Here is a 20,032-nt window from a genome sequence, read left to right on the forward strand (position 1 = left end):
CGTATTTCTCCTCACCATTATCAAACTTGCGATCGCACTATTTTCTTTCCCGAATGCGCGGATGGGTAGGTGTTGGAAAATCAATTCTAGAAAAAATAGCTGAATTTCTTACTACATAAGGTTTTAGAGTAATATTTACTTACAAACCATCCGCGCTCCTTGTCTAGACTAGGTTTCAGCCATTTACACCCTACTCAATCCAAATTTTTCATGCTATGATTGCCGCATCCGCGTAAATGAACCTTGAAAACCTAATATTGATTGACTTTCGGGCTTCCGCAGTTGAAATTTCTCTTACTCCCTATTAGGGATTGAAACTGAATTGTTATATTTTGCCCGTCCCAATAAATATTGTTGAAATTTCTCTTACTCCCTATTAGGGATTGAAACAAAGAACGCCAGAGACATTTAAAAACTTCAATGCAGTTGAAATTTCTCTTACTCCCTATTAGGGATTGAAACTCGTGAGCGGAATAATCTACCTGTGTTGCAAAACGTTGAAATTTCTCTTACTCCCTATTAGGGATTGAAACATAGACCAAAGGTGCCTCAGGTAAACACTCCAACGTTGAAATTTCTCTTACTCCCTATTAGGGATTGAAACTAGATTTGTACCCGGTTGAGGATTTTACTATTTCCCCAGGTTGAAATTTCTCTTATTCCCTATTAAGGATTGAAACGGAACGTGTTCTGATATGAGTAATCTTTCTGATGTTGAAATTTCTCTTACTCCCTATTAGAGATTGAAACAGGCAGAAAATTCAGCACAGCAAAGTAATCTCCAGTTGAAATTTCTCTTACTCCCTATTAGGGATTGAAACTTGGTAGGTTGGGGTTGCCCGAAGCCCTTAGCAGTTGAAATTTCTCTTACTCCCTATTAGGGATTGAAATGTACTCATTTTGTAAACTCCTGATTTTTGTTTGTGGTTGAAATTTCTCTTACTCCCTATTAGGGATTGAAACGGGTAAAGATTTTGTGAGGCAGTCGGAGCGATGTTGAAATTTCTCTTACTCCCTATTAGGGATTGAAACAGATTTAACTTGTCTGCATTATCTAAAGTACCTGGTTGAAATTTCTCTTACTCCCTATTAGGGATTGAAACTGGATTATATAAGGTTGCTTCGCGCCAATTCAGTCGTTGAAATTTCTCTTACTCCCTATTAGGGATTTAAACTTCGATTATTTTTGGTAGTTTCATGCTGAATAAAGTTGAAATTTCTCTTACTCCCTATTAGGGATTTAAACTATTAATATGAAAGACTCAATATCCAATATACGTTATTTTCGTTGAAATTTAATTGAATCCCTATGAAGGATTGAAATAATTCAACCAGCTATACTATGGCTTCCCTTCCTAGTACCGGAGTTGAAATTTAATTGAATTCCTATTAGAGAAAAACTCCTTACTCTTGGGAAGACGAGCGTAACTTTTGATTTAACATCATCCACCCAACCAAAATCATTAGCACTCCACTAGCTAAAAATCCTAAATCCCAAGCTAACTGATGCGGCCCTGGCTTAACATGGTGGATACCAAGAATTTGATGATCAATCAGTCCTTCTACCAAGTTAAATAAACCAGCACCGATGAGTAAAGATCCAAAAAAGGTATAAGATGACCAAGGAATATCATCTTTCCCCCCTGCCCGCCACAGTAACACTACTCCAACTACAGTCATTAACCAATCGAAAGCATGAAATAAGCCATCCCAAACCATATTCAAATCAATATTAGATTCGTTTGTTAATGGTCGAACGCTGCTTAACATATGATGCCACTGCAAAATTTGATGCAGCACAATCCCATCCAAGAATCCTCCTAAACCCAAACCTAAAAAAATGCCAGCAGCAATTAGCGGAGTGCGGCGATCGCTTGCCTGGTTATTTGCCTCCATCATTAACCTCCTGCCCTCTAATTTAAAATCACATTACCTTAATCCTTCTATCCTCTGGCTTCTGCCTTCTGCCTGATTTTTCAACTGAAGGTTAGATGTCTGGGTGTAAACATCTACAGGCATGATAGAAGTTGAACTATAAAAGAGTACTTTAAAATGACTATTTACTTTTATAAAGCTTACGAGCCTTATGGCTGTTTTTCTAATTTTTCTCCTCACGGCATTGCAATTGAGGGTACTTACTGGGCAACAGTGGAACATTATTATCAAGCTCAGAAATTTGTAGGTACCCCTGATGCAGTGATTATACCCATCATTCATGCCGTCGAGACACCAGAACAAGCTGCTGCATTGGGACGTTGTCATACTCGCCAAGTACGTTCAGATTGGGATGAAGTGAAGACGAAAGTCATGCAACAAGCTGTACTCAAAAAGTTTCTTATCCATGCAGATATTAGAAAAATTCTCTTAGCTACGGGTGATCGCTTGCTTGTAGAAAATTCCCCAACTGATTATTTTTGGGGATGTGGCGCAGATAAAAGTGGTCAAAATCAGCTTGGTAAAGTCCTGATGAGCGTTCGCGAAGAAATCCGCAAATTACCGTTACTATCAGCAGCCTACGATTAGTTATTGCCAGAATTTTTGCACTAATTTCAAAAAACCTTTTTGAAAGGGGAATGCTATTATTCCCCAAGCCAATAGAGTTTACAGACTAGTTGAAAATACTGTGATGATATACAAATTTTAGTAATATATGTCTAATATAAATTTTCAGTGTAATTAACTAAATTTTCTATAAGTAATCTAACTTAAATTATTAAATCTTAGAATTTCGTGTATAAAATTAAATACATATAATTTATTGACTTTTTCTTGACTTTCTTAACTTATTGAGTCTAATGGTTTGTCTCATTAGCTCTGAGGAGTTAAGGTACTTAGATCCTCGACTTTTCATAAAAGTCGGGAATCTAGTTTTTCACTTCGCAAAAAGACTTTGAGAAAAGACAAGACTTTGCCAATATTTGTGTAGTATTTTTGGTGGAAGCCTGTCTTTATATTATTCTTTCATCCAATGAAACAGCTCCTCAACCAAGTATTCAACTGGAAAAAACAGATTCACTGGCTAATTTTGCCATTGATAAACTTCATTTTAGCCTCTTCACTATTTATTACACCCGCTTTCGCCACAGGTGTGTATCAAATTCCTGATCTTACGCCTGAAACCTGGGTTGTCGATGAAGCTGATGTCATCAGCCGTGTAAATGAAGGTAAACTTAGCAGTGCCTTTGAGGAATTAGCCAAGCAAACCGGGAATGAAGTCAGAATTGTTACTGTCCGTCGTCTTGACTATGGTGAAACACCTGAGAGCTTTACCAAAGCATTATTTGAAAAGTGGTTTCCCGACAAAGAAGCACAAGCTAATCAAACCTTACTAATGATTAATACCATCACTAACGGTACTGCGATCATTACTGGCGAACGAGTAAAGTCTGTGATGTCAGACGAGATTGCTCAAAGTGTAGCTAATGAAACTGTCGCGGTTCCTTTGCGAGATGGTGACAAATATAATCAAGCATTTTTAGATGCAAGCGATCGCCTAATGGCTGTACTATCCGGACAGCCCGATCCCGGAGCACCACAAGTTGTTGACACTGTGCAGGTAGAAAGCACCTTCAAAAAAGGAGAAAAAACAGACACGGGTAATGCTACCGCCTGGGTAGTAGGACTTTTAATTGCTGCCACTATTATCCCGATGGCGACTTATTACATCTACCAGATTAACCAACCATCTTCTAATGGATAGTGGAAGTGGTTAGTGGTTAGTGGTTAGTGGTTAGTGGTTAATAGGTAAAAATTAACTTCTAAATCACCAACTAATAATGTACAGACGCGATCAATCGCGTCTGTACTTACCAATTACTAACTACTAACTACTATCTACTGTACGGACGGGTTTAAAAAATAAATTGTCGGTTCTAACTCAAAGTTAATCAACAAAACCCGCCACTACTAATTACTAACAAATCAAAATTAATCTTGAACATACTCTTGCCCTATCACTAAGGCTAACTCAGCGCGGACAAATTCTCGTCCTAAATAAGCAGCATGATCTAGCTGAGTTACTGGACAGGGCTTAGTTTGTTCAAAAATATTGACACATAGTTCTTTTGCCGTTCTGCCAGAAAATAGGGTTGTGTGAGTTCGTTCCATCTTTCCTCGTGCGGGAATCACCTTCCCTGTTTCTGGATCGATAGCTAAACCACGCTCATCAATTACATTTGTGAAATGCTTGGCACAAATTAATCCCGATTCTCGATCCAGGTAAATGATGAAATATCCACCTGGATCTAGTTCTAATTGACGCAGAGAAAGTTTTTCATCTATTGCTGCTAAATCTTCCAATTTCACACCCATAATTACTGTAAAAACCAACGTTGCTCAATAATTTTTTATCCCTTCTCAAGTGTAATTCCTATCTTCCTCTGCACTTTACATAGTCTTATGTCCAATGCCCAATTCTCAATCCCAATAAATTTTCCCTAGTACCCTTTTGTTGTGTGTGGTTCGGCAAAGTCTACCTAATTTTTCTTAATCCTGTTTTTGACTAAACGGTAATCCTGCATTAATTGCCTCAATTTCTTGCTGTTCTAACTCATTCACCTCACGAATGTAAGGATGCAAAATTTGTTGCAAACGCTGATTGTAAAAGCGGTGCAAACTGTAATTGGGCATAGCAGGAAAACCGCGACGTTTTTTATGCCGTCCACCAGCACCGGGATCAAAAATCTGAATGCCGTTAGCGATCGCCCACTCTATTGGAGCATAATAGCAAGCATCAAAATGCAAACAATCTATTTCTTGAAAACTACCCCAATAGCGTCCGTACATGCGATCGCCTTTAAATAAACAAAAAGACATCCCAATCGGCTGGCGATATTCTTGTTCACTATAAGCAGCAAACAACAATACACGATGGCGATAATAGGTGTGTAATTGTTCAAAAAAGCGCTTGGTTAAGTATTTGCTACCCCACCAGCCAAATTTATCGCATGTATCAGCATAAAACTCGTACATCAATGCTAATAGCGATTTAGAAATTTCATCCCCAGTTAAGGGTTGTAATTGTAAACCAGCTTTTTCTACAGCCTTGCGTTCGCGTTTAATATTGCGGCGCTGATTAGCATTAAAAACTGTCAAATAATCATCAAAAGTGTTAAAGCCAAGATTTTGCCAAATATAACTGTGATGCAGCCAAGCGGTGAAACCTTGACGTTCTAAAATTGGACGCCATTGGGGATCGACAAAGAGAAAATGACAGCCACTTAAGCGGTGCTTTGAGCAAAAAGCATCGATTTCATGCACCATCATTGCCACAATTTCATTTTCGTCTTCACCTGGAGCAATTAAGAATCGATAGCCTTCGACAGGAGTAAACGGCGTCATCCCTAGCATTTTTGGGTAGTAATGCACGCCAATACGTTGTGCCAATTCAGCCCACTGATGATCGAATACAAATTCACCCTGACTGTGTCCTTTCAGGTAGAGCGGAGCAGCAGCGATGAGTGTTCTATCCCGCCAGAGAGTCAAATGATTTGGCAACCAACCTGTTTTGGCTGTAGCACTACCAGAGGTTTCTAAATTGTTCAGCCACTGCCATTCTAAAAATGGAGTTTGCAGTGGCAGTGCTAAAGCATCCCAGGCATCTTGAGGAACTTCAGCAATTTTGTTAATCCAAGCGACTGAATAGCGAGGCTTTAGTTGTTCCACCATCGTGGACTTCCGAAAGAATTTAGGAATAGCTTTACTTAACTTAATCTAATCTGCTCCTAATTGCAGCTAAATCTGGAGATTGAGGAGCGGGGATCGGGGATTGGGAATTGGGAAGAGGGCAAGGGGACAAGGAGAGATGGGGAAGCTGGGGGAGTAAAGGTGAATAACGATTCTCCACTTTCTCCACGGCAGTTGCTACAAGTCTCTTAACCCGCAAGGGCGCACTGCCTCCCCTGCTGCACCTCTCCCCCTGCACCTGAAGCCCCTCTGCTCCCCTGCTTTTTCCTAGCCCTTAGTGCCTATTTACACTAAGCACAACACCAGTTTTGTACATATTCCCGTAATTCTGGAAAGAACTCTAGAAAGTCATCTTCCAAGCTATTGTAGTGGGTTGTAAGTTCTTTAATCGCGTATTGCAACTCGAAAGACTTGTTCATCCGCATTAATATTCTTTTGGAGATTCTCTCTAAAGTTTTTTCTACACCAGTTAAACTGCGATAGCCTACCAACCAATCTTCGGCTGCCATACAAGCAATTAGTTTCCTCACACCTGTGGGTAGATCTCCTTGATAAGCTTGAAACGACTCGTATATCTGGGCTGTAAACTCTTCCAAAGGTACATTAGAATACACAGACCAATTTTTTGCTAGAAAATGGTCGTAAAAAATATCTACGAGTATGCCAGCAAATCGTCTATATTCTGAGCTAATTAGCTGTTTACTGCGGTGAACGATCAAATGAGAATCTGTAAATACATCAATTGCTTGATGGCATTTAATACCACGCTGAAGATAAAAGTTGAAATTCTGACGTGCCGATCCCTTCACTAAATCAGCCAGTAGATTACCCAAGCGAATTTCATCATTACATTCAGACAGGAACAAGTGAGCTAACCAATTCATTTTATATAAGTAGTCGTGCAAAATAAATTATCTATTTAGGCAAGGGAACAGGGAACAGGGGACAGGGAAGAAATATAGCGATTTCCCTTCTAGCTTGAAAATGGGTATGGGGGTGCAAGGGTGTAGGGGAAAGAATCCTCTTTCATACTTGGTGGTGTACAAAGTTCATAGAGACTGACTTCTGGCTTCTGGCTTCTGCCTTTTCTTCATCGCCTAATGCGATAATTGAGAAAAATTTCCTGCTCGGAGGTACAAACTTCTATTAGTTGTAACTGGGGAGCTACTTGCGATAAAAATCCTTTGCCTTCCACTGGTGTAGGCGCACTAGCCCCACCTAAAATCAAAGGACAGACAGTTAGCCAAAATTCATCGATTAAGTCTAATTCCAGCATTGAGGCGATTAATTCACCTCCTCCTAATACCGCTAATTTTGCTATTCCCAGAGTTAATAGATGTTGTAGAGCAACTGCAATGTCAATTTTTTCTGTTGCTGTTTCAAAGACTAAGATACGCTCAAATTCTGGACGCTTTTGCCAAAAAACTGCTCCTGGTTTTGTAGTGATTAACCAACGGCTGACAGGCTGTTGAAAAAATCGTAGTTCCGGATTTAGATGTGCAGTATGTGTAATTACTATGTGGATTGGCTGCGAGGTTTTACCTGCTTGTATTCTTTGTTGCAGAAGCTGTGGATTTGCTACGGTTAATGTTGTACCATAAGCGCGTAGAGTTCCAGCACCAAATAAAACGGCATCAGAGGCAGCAACCTGTTTTTCCAGATGAGCTTTATCGGTTTTTGACCCGAATCGAGCAGGCGATCGCCTAAAATCTGCTATTTTGCCATCTGCACTCATGGCCAAAACTACTGTAGTATAAGGTCTATACTGCACCCTTGCTCTCTATTTTTGTAGACTGTACGTCTTTTTACTATTAAGCTATTTTATGTTTAATTTATGTTTAAAAATTGCCAAGAGTAATTTTTTTCGCTTAACTTAGATTAGCTAGTCTAATCGCATCTCGTTGCTGTTGTGGATTGCGCCAAGTGAGAGTGCCGATGGCTATGCACCGTCAATCATCCTTTCGCCGGATTTTAGTATCTAAAATTTTGCTGCTGTCTGTTCCAATTTTATTGATTGGGGAGATAGTTGCTTATCAAAAGGCACGCTACGGTTTGTTGGAAACTGCTCGTCAAAACTTAACAGAAAGCGCCATCCTCAAGGGCGAAAAGATTGTTGACGCGATCGCAGCCTCAAAAGTTAATTTGCTCAGTATTAGTCAAACACAGGTAATCCAGTCAGGAACGCCTGCACAAATGCAAAAATTTCTCACTCAGTTAGCTAGACAGCAACTCCAGCAAATTGAGTGCATGCAACTAACAAATCCGCAAAGCAATGAGGTTGTAGCTACAACTTGTGGTGATGAACCAATCAGTGAAAGTAAATCTTCTTTATTTACTGATGGATTTGCCGTAGAGCCAATTCTGTCACAAATCCCAGGTGTAACTGACAAAACAGATGGGCAAAATAAACTGAAATTATTATTATCAGCACCTGTTTACGATAGTGATGGTCAATGGCGTTACACCTTAATTTTTAAATCAGTATTGTTTAACGAACAAATTCACAATCAACCTGGATTATTAACAGGCTCGACAGTAGTTATTGATGAAGATGGCAGAATCTTAGCACATCCAAATGCAAATCATATCGGGACAAGTATTACACAACACCTGGATGATGCACGACTAAAAGATATAGTCAAAAATGCGATCGCAGGCAAACAAAACTTTTTGCATTTATTTTTTAAAAAAGACGGCAAAGAGTTACTTGCTGGCTATACCGCTATTGATAGCCCAGTTCTCAAAGGAGGGCAACAAAAATGGGTAATTTTAGCGATGGCTAACCTCAATGATGCTTTGTATGGGCTAAGACAAATCAAATTTATTCTTTTTACTTTAACAATTGGCTTAATTAGTACGAGTTTATTAGCTTCGTTATATTTAGCCCGTTGCCTAGCGCTTCCTGTCGAAGAACTACGAGACTATGCTTTAAATCTCCACAGTCACCACACTGTTACACCAGTACCGCACAACTTCCAAATAAAGGAGTTTAATCAACTAGGACAAGCATTAGAGCAAATGGTAGAAAGACTCAAAGCTTGGGCAGAAGAAGTCGAAATTTCTTGGCAAGAAGCCAAAACTGCTAACCAAACTAAAAGTCAATTTTTAGCTACAACTTCTCATGAGTTGAGAAATCCATTAAATATTATTATTAATTGTGTTCGCCTAGTTCGTGATGATATGTGTGACAGCCGTGAAGAAGAAATGGAGTTTCTCAAGCGTGCTGATGAAACCGCAATTCACTTGCTAGGCATAATTAACGATCTACTCGACATTTCTAAGATAGAAGCAGGTAAACTTTCAGTTAGCTTAGAACCGATTGACCTCCAACAAATACTAAAAGATGTCATTAATTTGCAATCAGTAAATATTCAACAAAAGGGCTTGCAGTTAAATATTTCTCAGCAGATAAGCGAACCTATTCTAGTAAATGCCGATCCCGCCAAGCTCAAGCAGGTACTAATTAATATTGTCGGTAATGCCACTAAGTTTACTGAAGATGGAAGCATCACTATTACAACAGAAATTCAAGAAATAGATAGTAAATCTCAAGTGATTGTCGCTGTTAAAGATACAGGCATAGGTATAGATCCCTCCCAACAGCAAAAACTATTTCGTCCCTTTGTGATGGTTGACGACGTTACGACACGCAGGTTTGGTGGTACTGGATTGGGATTGGCAATTTCGCGAAACTTAATAGAACTGATGGGAGGCAGCATTACTCTTGAAAGTGCAGGTCTAACTCAAGGTACTGTGGTAAAAATAATCTTACCATTGATAGATGTATCATTGTCAGTTTCTTGCATCAACAAAGAGCAAGTAGGGAAAGTAGAAACTCCTGTGGAGTTAGATAGTGTTGGAAATAAGGGACATTTACCCACACACGAGAACGAAACAGTGGAAACATTTGATAACTTTACTCAAAATTCGCAAATAAATAACAATTTTTGTCCAGAAAAACAGGTTTGCCATCCTGGTTGAGAGATTCTGTCAAAGCAGCGAGAATTTGCACAAGTTCTGTAGCTACCCAACCAGACGAAACCACACAAGGAGTTTGATTACAGACGCAATTTATAAAGCGATCGCAAACTCGTTTTAATGGTTCGCTGGTTTCGATTTGTAGTACTTTTTGGCTTTGATTTGCAGGAATAAATTGGTTTTCTTGCACCTCAAACTCACCATTGAGCAAAGTTAAAGGTGATGCACTTGCCATCTCATCAAAAATCAAACTACCACGACTACCCACTACTGCTAAACGTCGCTGTTTATCAGGATTGAGCCAGCAAAGGTGAATAGAGGCTTGAAACCCATTTGAGTAAGTTAAGGTTGCCCAGATTAAGTCAGAAAGAGGGGGAGACACCTCGGAAGACGCGGATAAATTATCAAAACTATTCCGCGCGTCCCCATGTCCCCGCGTCCCTGTGTCCTCTTGTTGCAGCCACACTCTACCCGTTGCTTGCACGCTCACAGGCATTTGTCCTAGCCAAGAGTTGAAAATGGCAATATCGTGAATAGCTAAGTCCCAAAGTGCATCCACATCTTGACGAACAGGCCCTAAATGAGTACGACAGGCGTAGCCATAGCGTAAATCACCTAATTCTCCCCCCTGAACTACAGCTTGCCCTCGTTCAACTGCTGGATGAAATAAATAGGTATGATCTACCATGAGCTGACGTTGCTGTTTTTCTGCTAATTGACAGAGTTGCCAGCATTCTCTGGGATCAAGAGTTAAAGGCTTTTCGGCTAAAACGTGATATCCCCAATTTAAGGCATCAATAATTAGCGAATAATGGGTGCTAGCAGGAGTAGCAATTACTACTGCTTCTAAACCTATAACGTACTTTATTACTTGCCATTCAGTTGTTAATAATACAGTATCATCCAAATTATACTGTCTTTTAACTGTGACCAGGCGTTCCGGATTTGGATCTACGACTGCCACTACTTTGACTTGCGGATGCTCTAAAAAATTCCGTAGCAAATGTACGCCCCATCGTCCAATACCGACGACGGCGATTTGAATTTGATTAGTCATTAGTTATTAGTTATTGGTCATTAGTCATTTGTTAATGGCTAATGAATAAGTTCTTATAATTGAATTATCAGCTTATTTATTACTTTTAGAGTTCAGTGTTTATCCTGAGTATCAATAGCTGAAAACGCAACTTTTGCTGCTGCTTGTTCGGCAGCTTTGATCGAGCGTCCCTTACCTTCACCAAGTTTTTGTCCGTGCAACCACACTTGAGCAATGAAACGGTCTTGATTTGTCTGTGGTTGACTGATTTCTACAACCCGATACTCAGGTAAAACTTTAAAGTTGGCTTGAGTCCATTCTTGCAAAGCAGCTTTGTAGTTAAGTCTGGCTGGATCGAGGCGAATTTCTGCTGCTAGTTCTTTAAAGTGGGGATCTAACCAAGGACGAATCAGATCCAAATTGTTAGTGCTAAGGTAAAGCGCTCCTAGAACTGCTTCAAAGGCATCTGCTAGTCGCGATTGTTGACCAACCTTATCAGCAGTAGCACTACCAGCTACAAGTAAATATAATTCCAATCCATAGGAGCGAGCCAATTGGGCAAGAATGCGATCGCTCACCAACACCGAACGAATAGCCGCATAATCTCCTACCGGGCAATCGGGGTAATTCTCCCATAACACGATTGCCGCCACCAAGCGCACCACCGCATCACCAACAAACTCAAGATGTTCATAATTTGCTGACTCAGAGACAGTAGGATGAGTCAGCGCTAAGTCCAATAGTTGCCATTTAATCGGTGCTTGGGCTGGCAAACCAAATTTTTTGACTAAGCTTTCGAGTTGTCGTTGACGGCGGGGATAAGCTAGGGTCATCAGTTCTTAGTCAAGAGTGATTAGTTATTGGTCATTCACAAAGGACAAAAATTAAGGAAAGTAAATAGTAAGCCGGGTAACGTACAGCTTCAAAATATTAAACGCATTTTTGCTTACTCTTTTTTACAACGTATAAATTTTGTACAAATTAATAGTAATTTTGAGCTATTGGCTTATATTACAGGTAATATGTGTATTACATTTTTTGTACAAGTAGACTATTAATTAAGTTTACTCAAAATTGCCATAGCCTATATATATCTCTTCATGTTGTCTCTGAGGAGATGTCGCAAATACAAACCTCTTTTCTTTAACACAGTCAAAAACCGACTTTTAAATTTAAAGAAGTTCTCAATTAAGTCTATGAATCAATACGGATATGACTGAAATCTAAGCGCTTTCAAGCCCTCTGTACCTACAACTTCTTGAAGTACCTGGCGACAGGCAACAGCCCGAAACCCATCTTTTCATAGGTACAACGTGCCGGGGCATGGCCGGGATCGCCTCCAGTCTCGACCATCGCAACCGACATCCCAGCAACTTTCATCCAATGAAGAGCGAATTCTATCAGAGCGGAGCCAATTCCTCGACGTTGAGAGTCTGGATCAACGGCGATCATGTATATTTCTCCTAAGCTGCTCTCAGAGTGGAGTTTCACAGCTACAAAGCCTACAGTTGAACCAGAGTCGATCGCAACCCACACTTTTGTTTCCGTTGCGGCACAGACTTCCTCGACAGCCTTTTGCTGGCTGACACGCCAATCGGGGTAAAATTCTTGGTATACATCAAGATCCATCACTTTCTGAAGCGAATCAAACACCGGAGCCCATGCCCGAAGCGATAGACGAATGACGGCATCAAGTTGACTCGGATCGTATGGTTCAATTCGCATTTTTTGACCAAGAAAACTGTGTGACCAAAAGTAATGGAGCATAAACTTAGAAAAATTAATACTCCATGATGAAGGGAGAGAGTTAGTAGTAAGCCGGGTTCTGTTCTCTTTTATCAAGAGGGTGGTTATCTATCTGGGACGCTTGTTACCAAACGCCTCTAGCGGCTCTATTGATGCGGAACTGGTAAAAGACCAACCGTAGTTCCTAAAGGCCTTGCACCCAACCGGGGTTTACCGAGCCAGCGCCTCTCGACGCTGCTGGTGCGCTCTTACCGCACCTTTGCACCCTTACCTTTTTCAGTTATCAGGTATCAGTTCTCAGTTATCAGGTATTTCCTGTTCACTGTTTACTGATAACTGTTCACTGATTTTGGCGGTATCTTTCTGTGGCACTATCCTCGCGATCGCTCGCACTGGGCGTTACCCAGCAAGTCTGGTCTTTCGGGAGCCCGGACTTTCCTCAAATCAGCCATAATTGAACTGATCTGCAACCACCTGCGCCAACTCTCTCCTAATATACAGTTTAGTCTTGGATGGTATTGCCAATTCAAGTCGCAATTACCGCCTTTTATTCCAAGGAAGGGCATACCACCAAGGTAGTTTTTTGATTGTGAAGGGACAGTTGACAATGCACATAGGAGGTTTATCTTCACCTGGAGATATACCTACGCGCAGTTCAGATATCCTTAATACTAGTTGTAAAGAAAATTCTAAGGTTTTTTTACCGTCCATAAATTGTTTGAATAAAACCTTTTGTGCTTTGACAGGGCTTTTTCCTAGCGCGCTAACATTAATCAAAGGGATGTTAACTTTGTAAGTTCCTGTGGCAGCATCACGTTGGAAGACATCTTCTGCTGCTACTGCCACTGAAAATGTTTTGGCTGGGGCAATTAGACTAGGACTTTGGGGAACAGCTAAATCGCGAGTTAAGTCTGGGGATTTGCGAATAACTCGTCGTGATTGCTTACTATAATCAACTACTAAAGAGCAATTGTCCCAGTCAACGTATATGGCTAAATCTTGGGATTTATTCTCAATGCTTACAGACAATTCCTTCAACTCATCCATGTCATATGAAGGACTGAGTTTAAAAGAAATCCCAATATCGTCTTGGAGATTTTTTTCTTTTAATTGTTCATCGACGGCTGCTTTATTAAAGATATATTTAATTTTATCGTCGATAGAATCAATCATCCTATTAAAAGTATAAGTGACGCCAATAATATACAGCGTCAAAAATATCAAATTACTACCATCATCCCTTGCCATCATTTACATAAGCTCCCTATAGTTATTTTATTTAATTTTTAATCATCAATACTTGAAGTATTTCCCAGCCATCCTCTTTGCCAGAAAAAGAATAGTAAAACACCAGCGATTACTGCCATCAGTGCTAAACAAAGTGGATAACCCCAATACCAATTTAATTCCGGCATATTATATGGTGATTTTTCTGTATTAAAATTCATTCCATAAATACCAGCGATAAAAGTTAGAGGAATAAAAATAGAAGAAATTACTGTTAGGAATTTCATAATTTCATTCATTCTGTTACTCACCGCTGAAAGATATACATCCATCAAACCAGATGCAAGTTCCCGGTAGGTTTCGACCATATCCATTACTTGAACTGCATGGTCGTAACAATCGCGCAAATAAATTCGTACCTCATCACTAATTAATTCATTACCATCTTGAATCAAAGAATGAATTGCATTTCGTTGAGGCCAAATAGCGCGACGCAATTGCAGTAATTCTCGCCGAACTTTATATATTTTTAGGAGAGTTCTACGGGTTGGTCGAACTATTACTTCTTCTTCTAAATCTTCGATATGTTCGCCATAATCTTCAAGAACCGGGAAAAAACCATCAATAATTGCATCTAAGAGAGTATAAGCTAAATAATCGCTTCCTTGTTTGCGGATTATACCCTTATTTTTGAAAATGCGCGATCGCACTGGCTCAAAGCAATCTCGTTCTGGCTCTTCTTGAACTGTAAGTAAATAATGTTTTCCCAACACTAAACTTACTTGCTCACTATAAAAGCCATTACTTTTTTTCTTAGGCATTACCATCCGCGCAATAATGACTAATTGGTCTTCATAATCCTCTACTTTGGGACGTTCTGGCACATTGACTATATCTTCTAGCACCAAAGGATGTAAATCAAAAACTGTTCTCAGTCTTTGCAAGATATCTTCGCTGCCTAAACCCGATACATCTACCCAAGATACTGACTCCGTATCTAAATAAGCAGCGCACTCTTCTGGAGTTGCAACTTGCTTGTGGATAGCGTTGATTTGATCGTAGTCAATTAACTCTATTACCGATGGCGATGCATCTGCATCAATGATAATGGTTCCTGGTAAAGTACCAGGTTCATGATAGAAGTCTTCCGTATCCGAATCGGGCTTAGTGACTTTTGCAGAAAAGCGGCGAATTCTGTTGAACATACATTTTTAGGGAACAGGGAACAGGGGACAGGAAAACAATGGTGTAATTAATTCTGTCTGAGTACTTACCTAAAATTTGTAAGCGAGGGATGTCAACTAAGTTCGATATTTATAAATAACTCTGTTTTACTGTAAATAGCAAAATATTATAAAAAAACAGTTTGTCTGATTTTAAGACAAACTGCTGCACGCAAATATTTTTATACACAAACTAGATGGTCATGTGATAAATCACACAACAAGGGAATGAAAATCTCTTTCCCTATTCCCTGTTCCTTTTTTACAAGCTAGGGCTACATCATACCCATGCCGCCCATGCCACCCATGCCACCCATGCCACCCATGCCGCCCATGTCGGGAGCGCCACCTGCGGGTTTTTTCTCAGGCTTTTCAGCCACGATCGCTTCTGTGGTTAATACCATAGAGGCAATGGAAGCAGCGTTTTGTAAGGCTGAACGTACAACTTTAGCGGGATCGATAATACCCGCAGCAATTAAGTCTTGGAATTCCCCAGTCGCGGCATTGTAACCGACGTTAAATTCTGTAGAACGCACTTTTTCAACGATCACAGAACCTTCAGCACCAGCGTTATCTGCGATTTGGCGCAACGGAGCATCTAGCGATCGCTTAATAATCTCAGCACCAATTTGCTCTTCGTCGTTGAGGCTATTTTTAATTTCGTCGATTTTTGTAGACAGATGAATTAACATCGTACCGCCACCAGGCACGATTCCTTCTTCTACAGCGGCTTTGGTAGCGTTGAGGGCATCCTCAATTCGGAGTTTGCGGTCTTTAAGTTCAGTTTCTGTGGCTGCACCTACTTTAATCACGGCTACACCACCAGCTAACTTGGCAATCCGTTCTTGCAGTTTTTCTTTATCGTACTCTGAATCGGTTTCTTGTAGTTGCTTGCGAATTTGGCCAATGCGCTTCTGCACATCTTGTGTCTGTGCAGCTTCAGAGACGATGACAGTAGTTTCTTTGTCAATCGAAATTTTCCGGGCAGTTCCCAGCATTTCCAAAGAAACTGTATCCAGGCTTAAACCAATTTCTTCAGAAATTAGCTGTCCACCGGTGAGGATGGCAATGTCTTCTAACATCGCTTTGCGGCGTTCGCCAAATCCAGGTGCTTTAATTGCACAAACTGTCAGCACACCCCGCGCTTTATTTACCACCAAAGTTGCTAAAGCTTCGCCTTCTACATCTTCAGCGATAATTAGCAGCGCTTGACCCAAACGGGCTACTTTTTCCAAGACTGGTACTAAGTCCTGAATGCTGCTGATTTTCTTATCGGTAATTAAAATGCGGGCGTTTTCAAATTCCACCGTCATCCGCTCGTTGTCGGTGATGAAGTAGGGCGAAATGTAACCCCGATCAATTTGCATCCCCTCAACCACTTCTAATTCGGTTGTCAGAGACTTAGACTCTTCTACGGTAATCACACCGTCTTTAGTGACTTTTTCCATTGCTTCGGCAATCATAGCCCCGATTTCTTCATCGTTGCCAGCAGAAACCGTCGCTACTTGAGCGATCGCACTACCTTCAACAGGCTTGGCTACTGCTGCAATTTCCTGCACTAGCCTTTCAACGGTTTTTTCGATTCCGTGCCGTGTCGCGACTGGATTTGCCCCGGCAGCTACGTTCTTCAAACCTTCCCGAATTATCGCCTGTGCTAGCACTGTCGCCGTGGTTGTTCCATCGCCAGCTACTTCTTTGGTTTTAGAAGCAACTTCTTGGACAAGTTTAGCACCAGTATTTTCTAAGGGATCTTCTAGCTCAATTTCTTTGGCAACGGTGATACCATCATTAACAATTTGCGGTGTACCAAATTTTTTCTCTAAAAGGACGTTACGACCTTTTGGCCCTAAGGTAATCTTCACAGCATCAGCAAGGGCGTTAATGCCTCTTTCTAATGCCCGCCGCGAATCTTCGTCAAATGCAATAATCTTAGCCATATTTATCAACTTGCGAGCTCTTCCATTAGACAATTTAGCACTCACAGACAAAGAGTGCTAACAAGCAGAATGTTTCAGTTCCCCGATGGTGAGAACAAAATGGTTAGTATACACTTGATGCTGATGTTGGATACAGTCAGTGATGATGGAAGCGACAAATGAATATATACAGCTTCCTTAAGGCTCTTGGTATTGCTGACCCTAGCGGTTCCGGCTGGTTAGCAGTGGTATTTACATTTTTATTGGCTTGGGTTGTAACGTGGCGTTTAATTCCGGCGGTACGTAAATTTGCTTTGCGGGTTGGTTGGGCTGATCAACCAAATGCACGACGACTAAATCGAGAACCTTTGCCAAATGCAGGTGGTTTGGCTATTTATACGGGAGTAATAGCAGCATTGGTGCTAGCTAGCCTCTTAAGACCGATTGAACTCCAAAATGTATTGGCTCAGGTGCTGACAATTCTCTTAGGTGGTTCCATATTGGTGCTTGTAGGCTTTATCGACGATCAGTTCGGCTTACCTGCCACTGTCCGCCTATTGGTACAAATCCTGACAGCACTGCTGTTGGTCGCCAATGGCATCAGTATTCAAGTTACTTTCGGCACTCCCATAGACTTTTTACTCTCGATTTTACTGACAGTGCTTTGGGTGGTGGGAATCACTAATGCCATCAACTTAATGGACGGTATGGATGGCTTGGCAGGAGGAGTTAGCTTTATTACTGCCATGAGTTTATTAGCAGTGTCAGCACAATTTCCTAATTGGGCTGCTGCGACGTTAGTTTTAGCAGCTTTGGGAGGAGCGGCACTAGGTTTTTTGCGACACAACTTTCACCCATCACGGATCATTATGGGTGATGCTGGAGCATACTTTTTCGGCTATGTCCTAGCAGCAACAACTATTATCGGCGATTTGCAAGTAACTACGGTTTTCTCCTTAGTACCTCCAGTTTTGTTTTTGCTCTTACCAGTGCTGGACACTACGCAAGTGTTTGTACGGCGTCTCCTGGCGGGGAAAAATCCGATGAGTACCCCTGGTAAAGACCACTTGCACCATCGCTTGCTAGCTTGGGGTTTATCTCAACGCTACGCCGCGCTCACCCTTTGGTCAATTACTTTGGTGTGTAACTGGATGGCAATGAGAATTAGAGGCATGAGTTTATTAGTGATGCTTGCTACCACTGTAAGCATCATTATCCTTTTAGGCTTTACTGTTTGGCAAAAGGTGCGAGCAACTGAAAATGACACGAGGACAAAGTGACATGGGGAAGGAAGAGGACACGGGGAATTGTGAATTAGGTTCTCTCCCCTTGTCTCCTTGTCCTCATTTCTCTGGGCGTCACCGCGTCTGGTTGTCTTTGCGTCTTCCTTTCCCCACTTTGGTATTTATGCCATCACCATCCCGCCATCAACGTTAAAAACTTGTCCCGTGATGTAGCTTGCCGCGGGATCGGCAGCAAGAAAGCGTACCATGCCAGCAACATCTTCTGGCTGACCGTAACGAGCAAGGGGAATGTATTTAAGAATATCTTCAGCATTGAGGTTACTGGTCATATCGGTGGCGATAAAACCGGGAGCAACAGCGTTAACAGTAACATTCCGAGAAGCTAATTCTTTGGCGACAGTTTTGGTAAAGCCAATAACACCTGCTTTGGCTGCACTGTAGTTGGCTTGTCCGGGATTACCCATTTGTCCGGCGACGGAACTGATATTAATAATTCGCCCCGATCGCTGCTTGAGCATAATTTTACTCACAGCGCGAGTGCATAAGAAAACACCAGTCAGATTGAGATCGATGACCGCCTGCCAGTCTTCTGGCTTCATCCTCAAAAGCAGAGTGTCGCGAGTAATACCTGCATTGTTGACTAAAATATCAACGCGATTAAACTTTTCCATCACGCCATTTACCAAAGCGTCTACTTGATCGGCTTTGGAAACATCAGCTTGCAGGGCGATCGCACTACCACCAGATTTTGTAATTTCTGATACTAATTCTTCTGCTGCCTGACTAGAACTGGCATAGTTGACAACTACATTAGCTCCATAATTAGCCAATTCTTGTGCGATCGCTCGCCCAATCCCCCGCGAAGCTCCTGTCACAATTGCCACTTTACCTTGTAAGGTTTGTAAATTTTCTGGCAACATTCCCATAAAATTACTTCTCAGCATTGTAAGTCACAGCGCTAATCATCATAAAACCTTGGGGGTTACGTGGAAAACCAGCTTTGAGACAAGGCAGAAGGCAGAAATCGCTACGCGCAAGAGCGCGGGTAGGAAAGAGGGTTTGACTTGTTTGTTCTATTTATAGTGGGTAGAGCGCTGCCTGTGCGGCTGCTGTGAACAAACACGGATTTAGGAGAGGAAAAAGCGTTTCTTTTGTTAGTTAAGACATATAAAACAAACAATCACAACAAATTTCTAATTCCCTTCGCTTCTCTTAGACAAAACTTCTCAAAAGAAATATTAATAAATATTAAATTCAATCGAGCAAAGAACTTAGATTCCAGAATATTCTGACTACTGCTTTCTGAGTTCTTTTTTGGTGAAGAATTGTGAATTATGAGTCCAGTTAATAGCTGTTTAAATTGATTTTACTTCTATAAGTACTGAGATTTAAGGAAGACCCTTAAAAAGGGTGAAAACAAAATGATTTTAAACCTATTATTCTCTAGCAAGAACTACCATTAAAATCAAACTATAGCAAAATAGTGTGTGTTACATGTCTACTAAAAAGCAATTCAACAGCTTCGAGGAGATGCTGTCTGGTTCTGATGTACCCGTACTGGTAGATTTTTACGCTGAATGGTGCGGGCCTTGTCGAATGATGGCCACAATTTTAGAGCAAGTCAATGCTCAACTCCAAGGGCGGATAAGGGTTGTAAAAATTGACACTGAGAAATATCCCCAGTTAGCTAATGATTATCAAGTTTATGCTCTACCAACTTTGGTACTTTTCAAGCAGGGGAAACCAGTGGAACGAATTGAGGGGGTATTACAATCTTCAGATTTAATGCAACGTCTAGAATCTTTGATTTAACCCAAAAATTTAATTATTTTTAATATCGGGTCACAGGGTACAGAAAAATTGAACTCATCTGTTCCCTGTTTCCTACTTCTTATTTATTTTGTCTGCCTTCTTTAAAATTAAGCTGCTACGCAACATCAATCAGCACCAATCCGTCATCAGATCCAAAAGCAAGTC

At 40.9% G+C, this 20,032-nt stretch carries 18 protein-coding genes, 1 other RNA gene and 1 CRISPR repeat array; of the genes, 6 read left to right on the forward strand and 13 right to left on the reverse strand.

Translation table 11 applies throughout. From position 1 onward, the window contains the following. The first annotated feature begins 281 nt into the window (after positions 1 to 281). Positions 282 to 1,246: a CRISPR direct-repeat array (repeat unit 37 nt; unit sequence GTTGAAATTTCTCTTACTCCCTATTAGGGATTGAAAC). Between the two features lie 158 nt (positions 1,247 to 1,404). Beyond that, positions 1,405 to 1,896: a DUF2243 domain-containing protein gene (locus U2718_RS06605; protein ID WP_341996423.1), complete on the reverse strand. Its 492-nt coding sequence runs from the start codon at positions 1,894 to 1,896 to the stop codon at positions 1,405 to 1,407. 156 nt (positions 1,897 to 2,052) lie between these two features. Between U2718_RS06605 and U2718_RS06610 the strand changes: the two genes are divergently transcribed. After that, positions 2,053 to 2,523, forward strand: a complete 471-nt coding sequence (locus U2718_RS06610; RefSeq protein ID WP_341996392.1) for an NADAR family protein — start codon at positions 2,053 to 2,055, stop codon at positions 2,521 to 2,523. 445 nt (positions 2,524 to 2,968) lie between these two features. Continuing rightward, positions 2,969 to 3,700 (forward strand): photosystem II repair protein Psb32, encoded by a 732-nt coding sequence (psb32, locus tag U2718_RS06615; protein WP_341996390.1) that lies wholly within the window; start codon positions 2,969 to 2,971, stop codon positions 3,698 to 3,700. A 227-nt stretch (positions 3,701 to 3,927) separates the two neighbouring features. Here psb32 and U2718_RS06620 read toward each other — a convergent pair whose 3' ends face one another. The 4 genes from U2718_RS06620 to U2718_RS06635 form a co-directional block, all read right to left on the reverse strand. Then, on the reverse strand, positions 3,928 to 4,311 hold the full coding sequence (locus U2718_RS06620) for a DUF4346 domain-containing protein (RefSeq protein WP_341996388.1): 384 nt from the start codon (positions 4,309 to 4,311) through the stop codon (positions 3,928 to 3,930). Between the two features lie 174 nt (positions 4,312 to 4,485). Beyond that, the gene (locus U2718_RS06625; protein WP_341996386.1) at positions 4,486 to 5,667 is read right to left on the reverse strand and encodes a GNAT family N-acetyltransferase; all 1,182 of its coding nucleotides are present in this window, start codon (positions 5,665 to 5,667) and stop codon (positions 4,486 to 4,488) included. A gap of 308 nt (positions 5,668 to 5,975) precedes the next feature. Next, positions 5,976 to 6,569: an ACP phosphodiesterase gene (locus U2718_RS06630; protein ID WP_341996384.1), complete on the reverse strand. Its 594-nt coding sequence runs from the start codon at positions 6,567 to 6,569 to the stop codon at positions 5,976 to 5,978. Positions 6,570 to 6,775: 206 nt separating this feature from the next. Then, a complete protein-coding gene (locus tag U2718_RS06635; RefSeq protein WP_341996383.1) occupies positions 6,776 to 7,456 on the reverse strand; it encodes a RibD family protein in 681 nt (226 codons plus the stop codon). Positions 7,457 to 7,620: 164 nt separating this feature from the next. Between U2718_RS06635 and U2718_RS06640 the strand changes: the two genes are divergently transcribed. Further along, positions 7,621 to 9,666, forward strand: coding sequence for a sensor histidine kinase (locus U2718_RS06640; RefSeq protein ID WP_341996381.1), 2,046 nt, complete (start codon positions 7,621 to 7,623; stop codon positions 9,664 to 9,666). Here U2718_RS06640 and U2718_RS06645 read toward each other — a convergent pair. The 7 genes from U2718_RS06645 to groL form a co-directional block, all read right to left on the reverse strand. Further along, the gene (locus U2718_RS06645) at positions 9,602 to 10,720 is read right to left on the reverse strand and encodes a Gfo/Idh/MocA family oxidoreductase (protein ID WP_341996377.1); all 1,119 of its coding nucleotides are present in this window, start codon (positions 10,718 to 10,720) and stop codon (positions 9,602 to 9,604) included. The genes U2718_RS06640 and U2718_RS06645 overlap by 65 nt on opposite strands. A 92-nt stretch (positions 10,721 to 10,812) precedes the next feature. Continuing rightward, the gene (gene rnc, locus U2718_RS06650) at positions 10,813 to 11,532 is read right to left on the reverse strand and encodes a ribonuclease III (RefSeq protein ID WP_341996376.1); all 720 of its coding nucleotides are present in this window, start codon (positions 11,530 to 11,532) and stop codon (positions 10,813 to 10,815) included. A gap of 415 nt (positions 11,533 to 11,947) precedes the next feature. Next, positions 11,948 to 12,424, reverse strand: coding sequence for a GNAT family N-acetyltransferase (locus tag U2718_RS06655; RefSeq protein WP_341996374.1), 477 nt, complete (start codon positions 12,422 to 12,424; stop codon positions 11,948 to 11,950). Positions 12,425 to 12,497: 73 nt separating this feature from the next. Continuing rightward, an RNA gene (gene rnpB, locus U2718_RS06660) (RNase P RNA component class A) lies at positions 12,498 to 12,933 on the reverse strand. Between the two features lie 49 nt (positions 12,934 to 12,982). After that, positions 12,983 to 13,696, reverse strand: coding sequence for a hypothetical protein (locus U2718_RS06665; RefSeq protein ID WP_341996372.1), 714 nt, complete (start codon positions 13,694 to 13,696; stop codon positions 12,983 to 12,985). 35 nt (positions 13,697 to 13,731) lie between these two features. Beyond that, positions 13,732 to 14,877 (reverse strand): magnesium/cobalt transporter CorA, encoded by a 1,146-nt coding sequence (corA, locus tag U2718_RS06670; RefSeq protein WP_341996370.1) that lies wholly within the window; start codon positions 14,875 to 14,877, stop codon positions 13,732 to 13,734. A 293-nt stretch (positions 14,878 to 15,170) separates the two neighbouring features. Next, the gene (gene groL / locus U2718_RS06675) at positions 15,171 to 16,832 is read right to left on the reverse strand and encodes a chaperonin GroEL (RefSeq protein WP_341996368.1); all 1,662 of its coding nucleotides are present in this window, start codon (positions 16,830 to 16,832) and stop codon (positions 15,171 to 15,173) included. A gap of 158 nt (positions 16,833 to 16,990) precedes the next feature. Here groL and U2718_RS06680 point away from each other — a divergent pair, with 158 nt between their 5' ends. Further along, a complete protein-coding gene (locus U2718_RS06680) occupies positions 16,991 to 18,091 on the forward strand; it encodes an MraY family glycosyltransferase (RefSeq protein WP_341996366.1) in 1,101 nt (366 codons plus the stop codon). A gap of 1 nt (position 18,092) precedes the next feature. Beyond that, positions 18,093 to 18,248: a hypothetical protein gene (locus U2718_RS06685; protein WP_341996364.1), complete on the forward strand. Its 156-nt coding sequence runs from the start codon at positions 18,093 to 18,095 to the stop codon at positions 18,246 to 18,248. Here U2718_RS06685 and fabG read toward each other — a convergent pair. Then, a complete protein-coding gene (gene fabG / locus U2718_RS06690; RefSeq protein ID WP_341996421.1) occupies positions 18,217 to 18,981 on the reverse strand; it encodes a 3-oxoacyl-[acyl-carrier-protein] reductase in 765 nt (254 codons plus the stop codon). The genes U2718_RS06685 and fabG overlap by 32 nt on opposite strands. 568 nt (positions 18,982 to 19,549) lie before the next feature. Between fabG and trxA the strand changes: the two genes are divergently transcribed. Then, entirely contained in the window at positions 19,550 to 19,867 is a 318-nt protein-coding gene (gene trxA / locus U2718_RS06695) for a thioredoxin (protein WP_016873109.1), read from the forward strand. The last annotated feature ends 165 nt before the right edge of the window (positions 19,868 to 20,032 follow it).

The organism is Chlorogloeopsis sp. ULAP02, assembly GCF_038404745.2.
Taxonomy (GTDB): Bacteria; Cyanobacteriota; Cyanobacteriia; order Cyanobacteriales; family Nostocaceae; genus Chlorogloeopsis.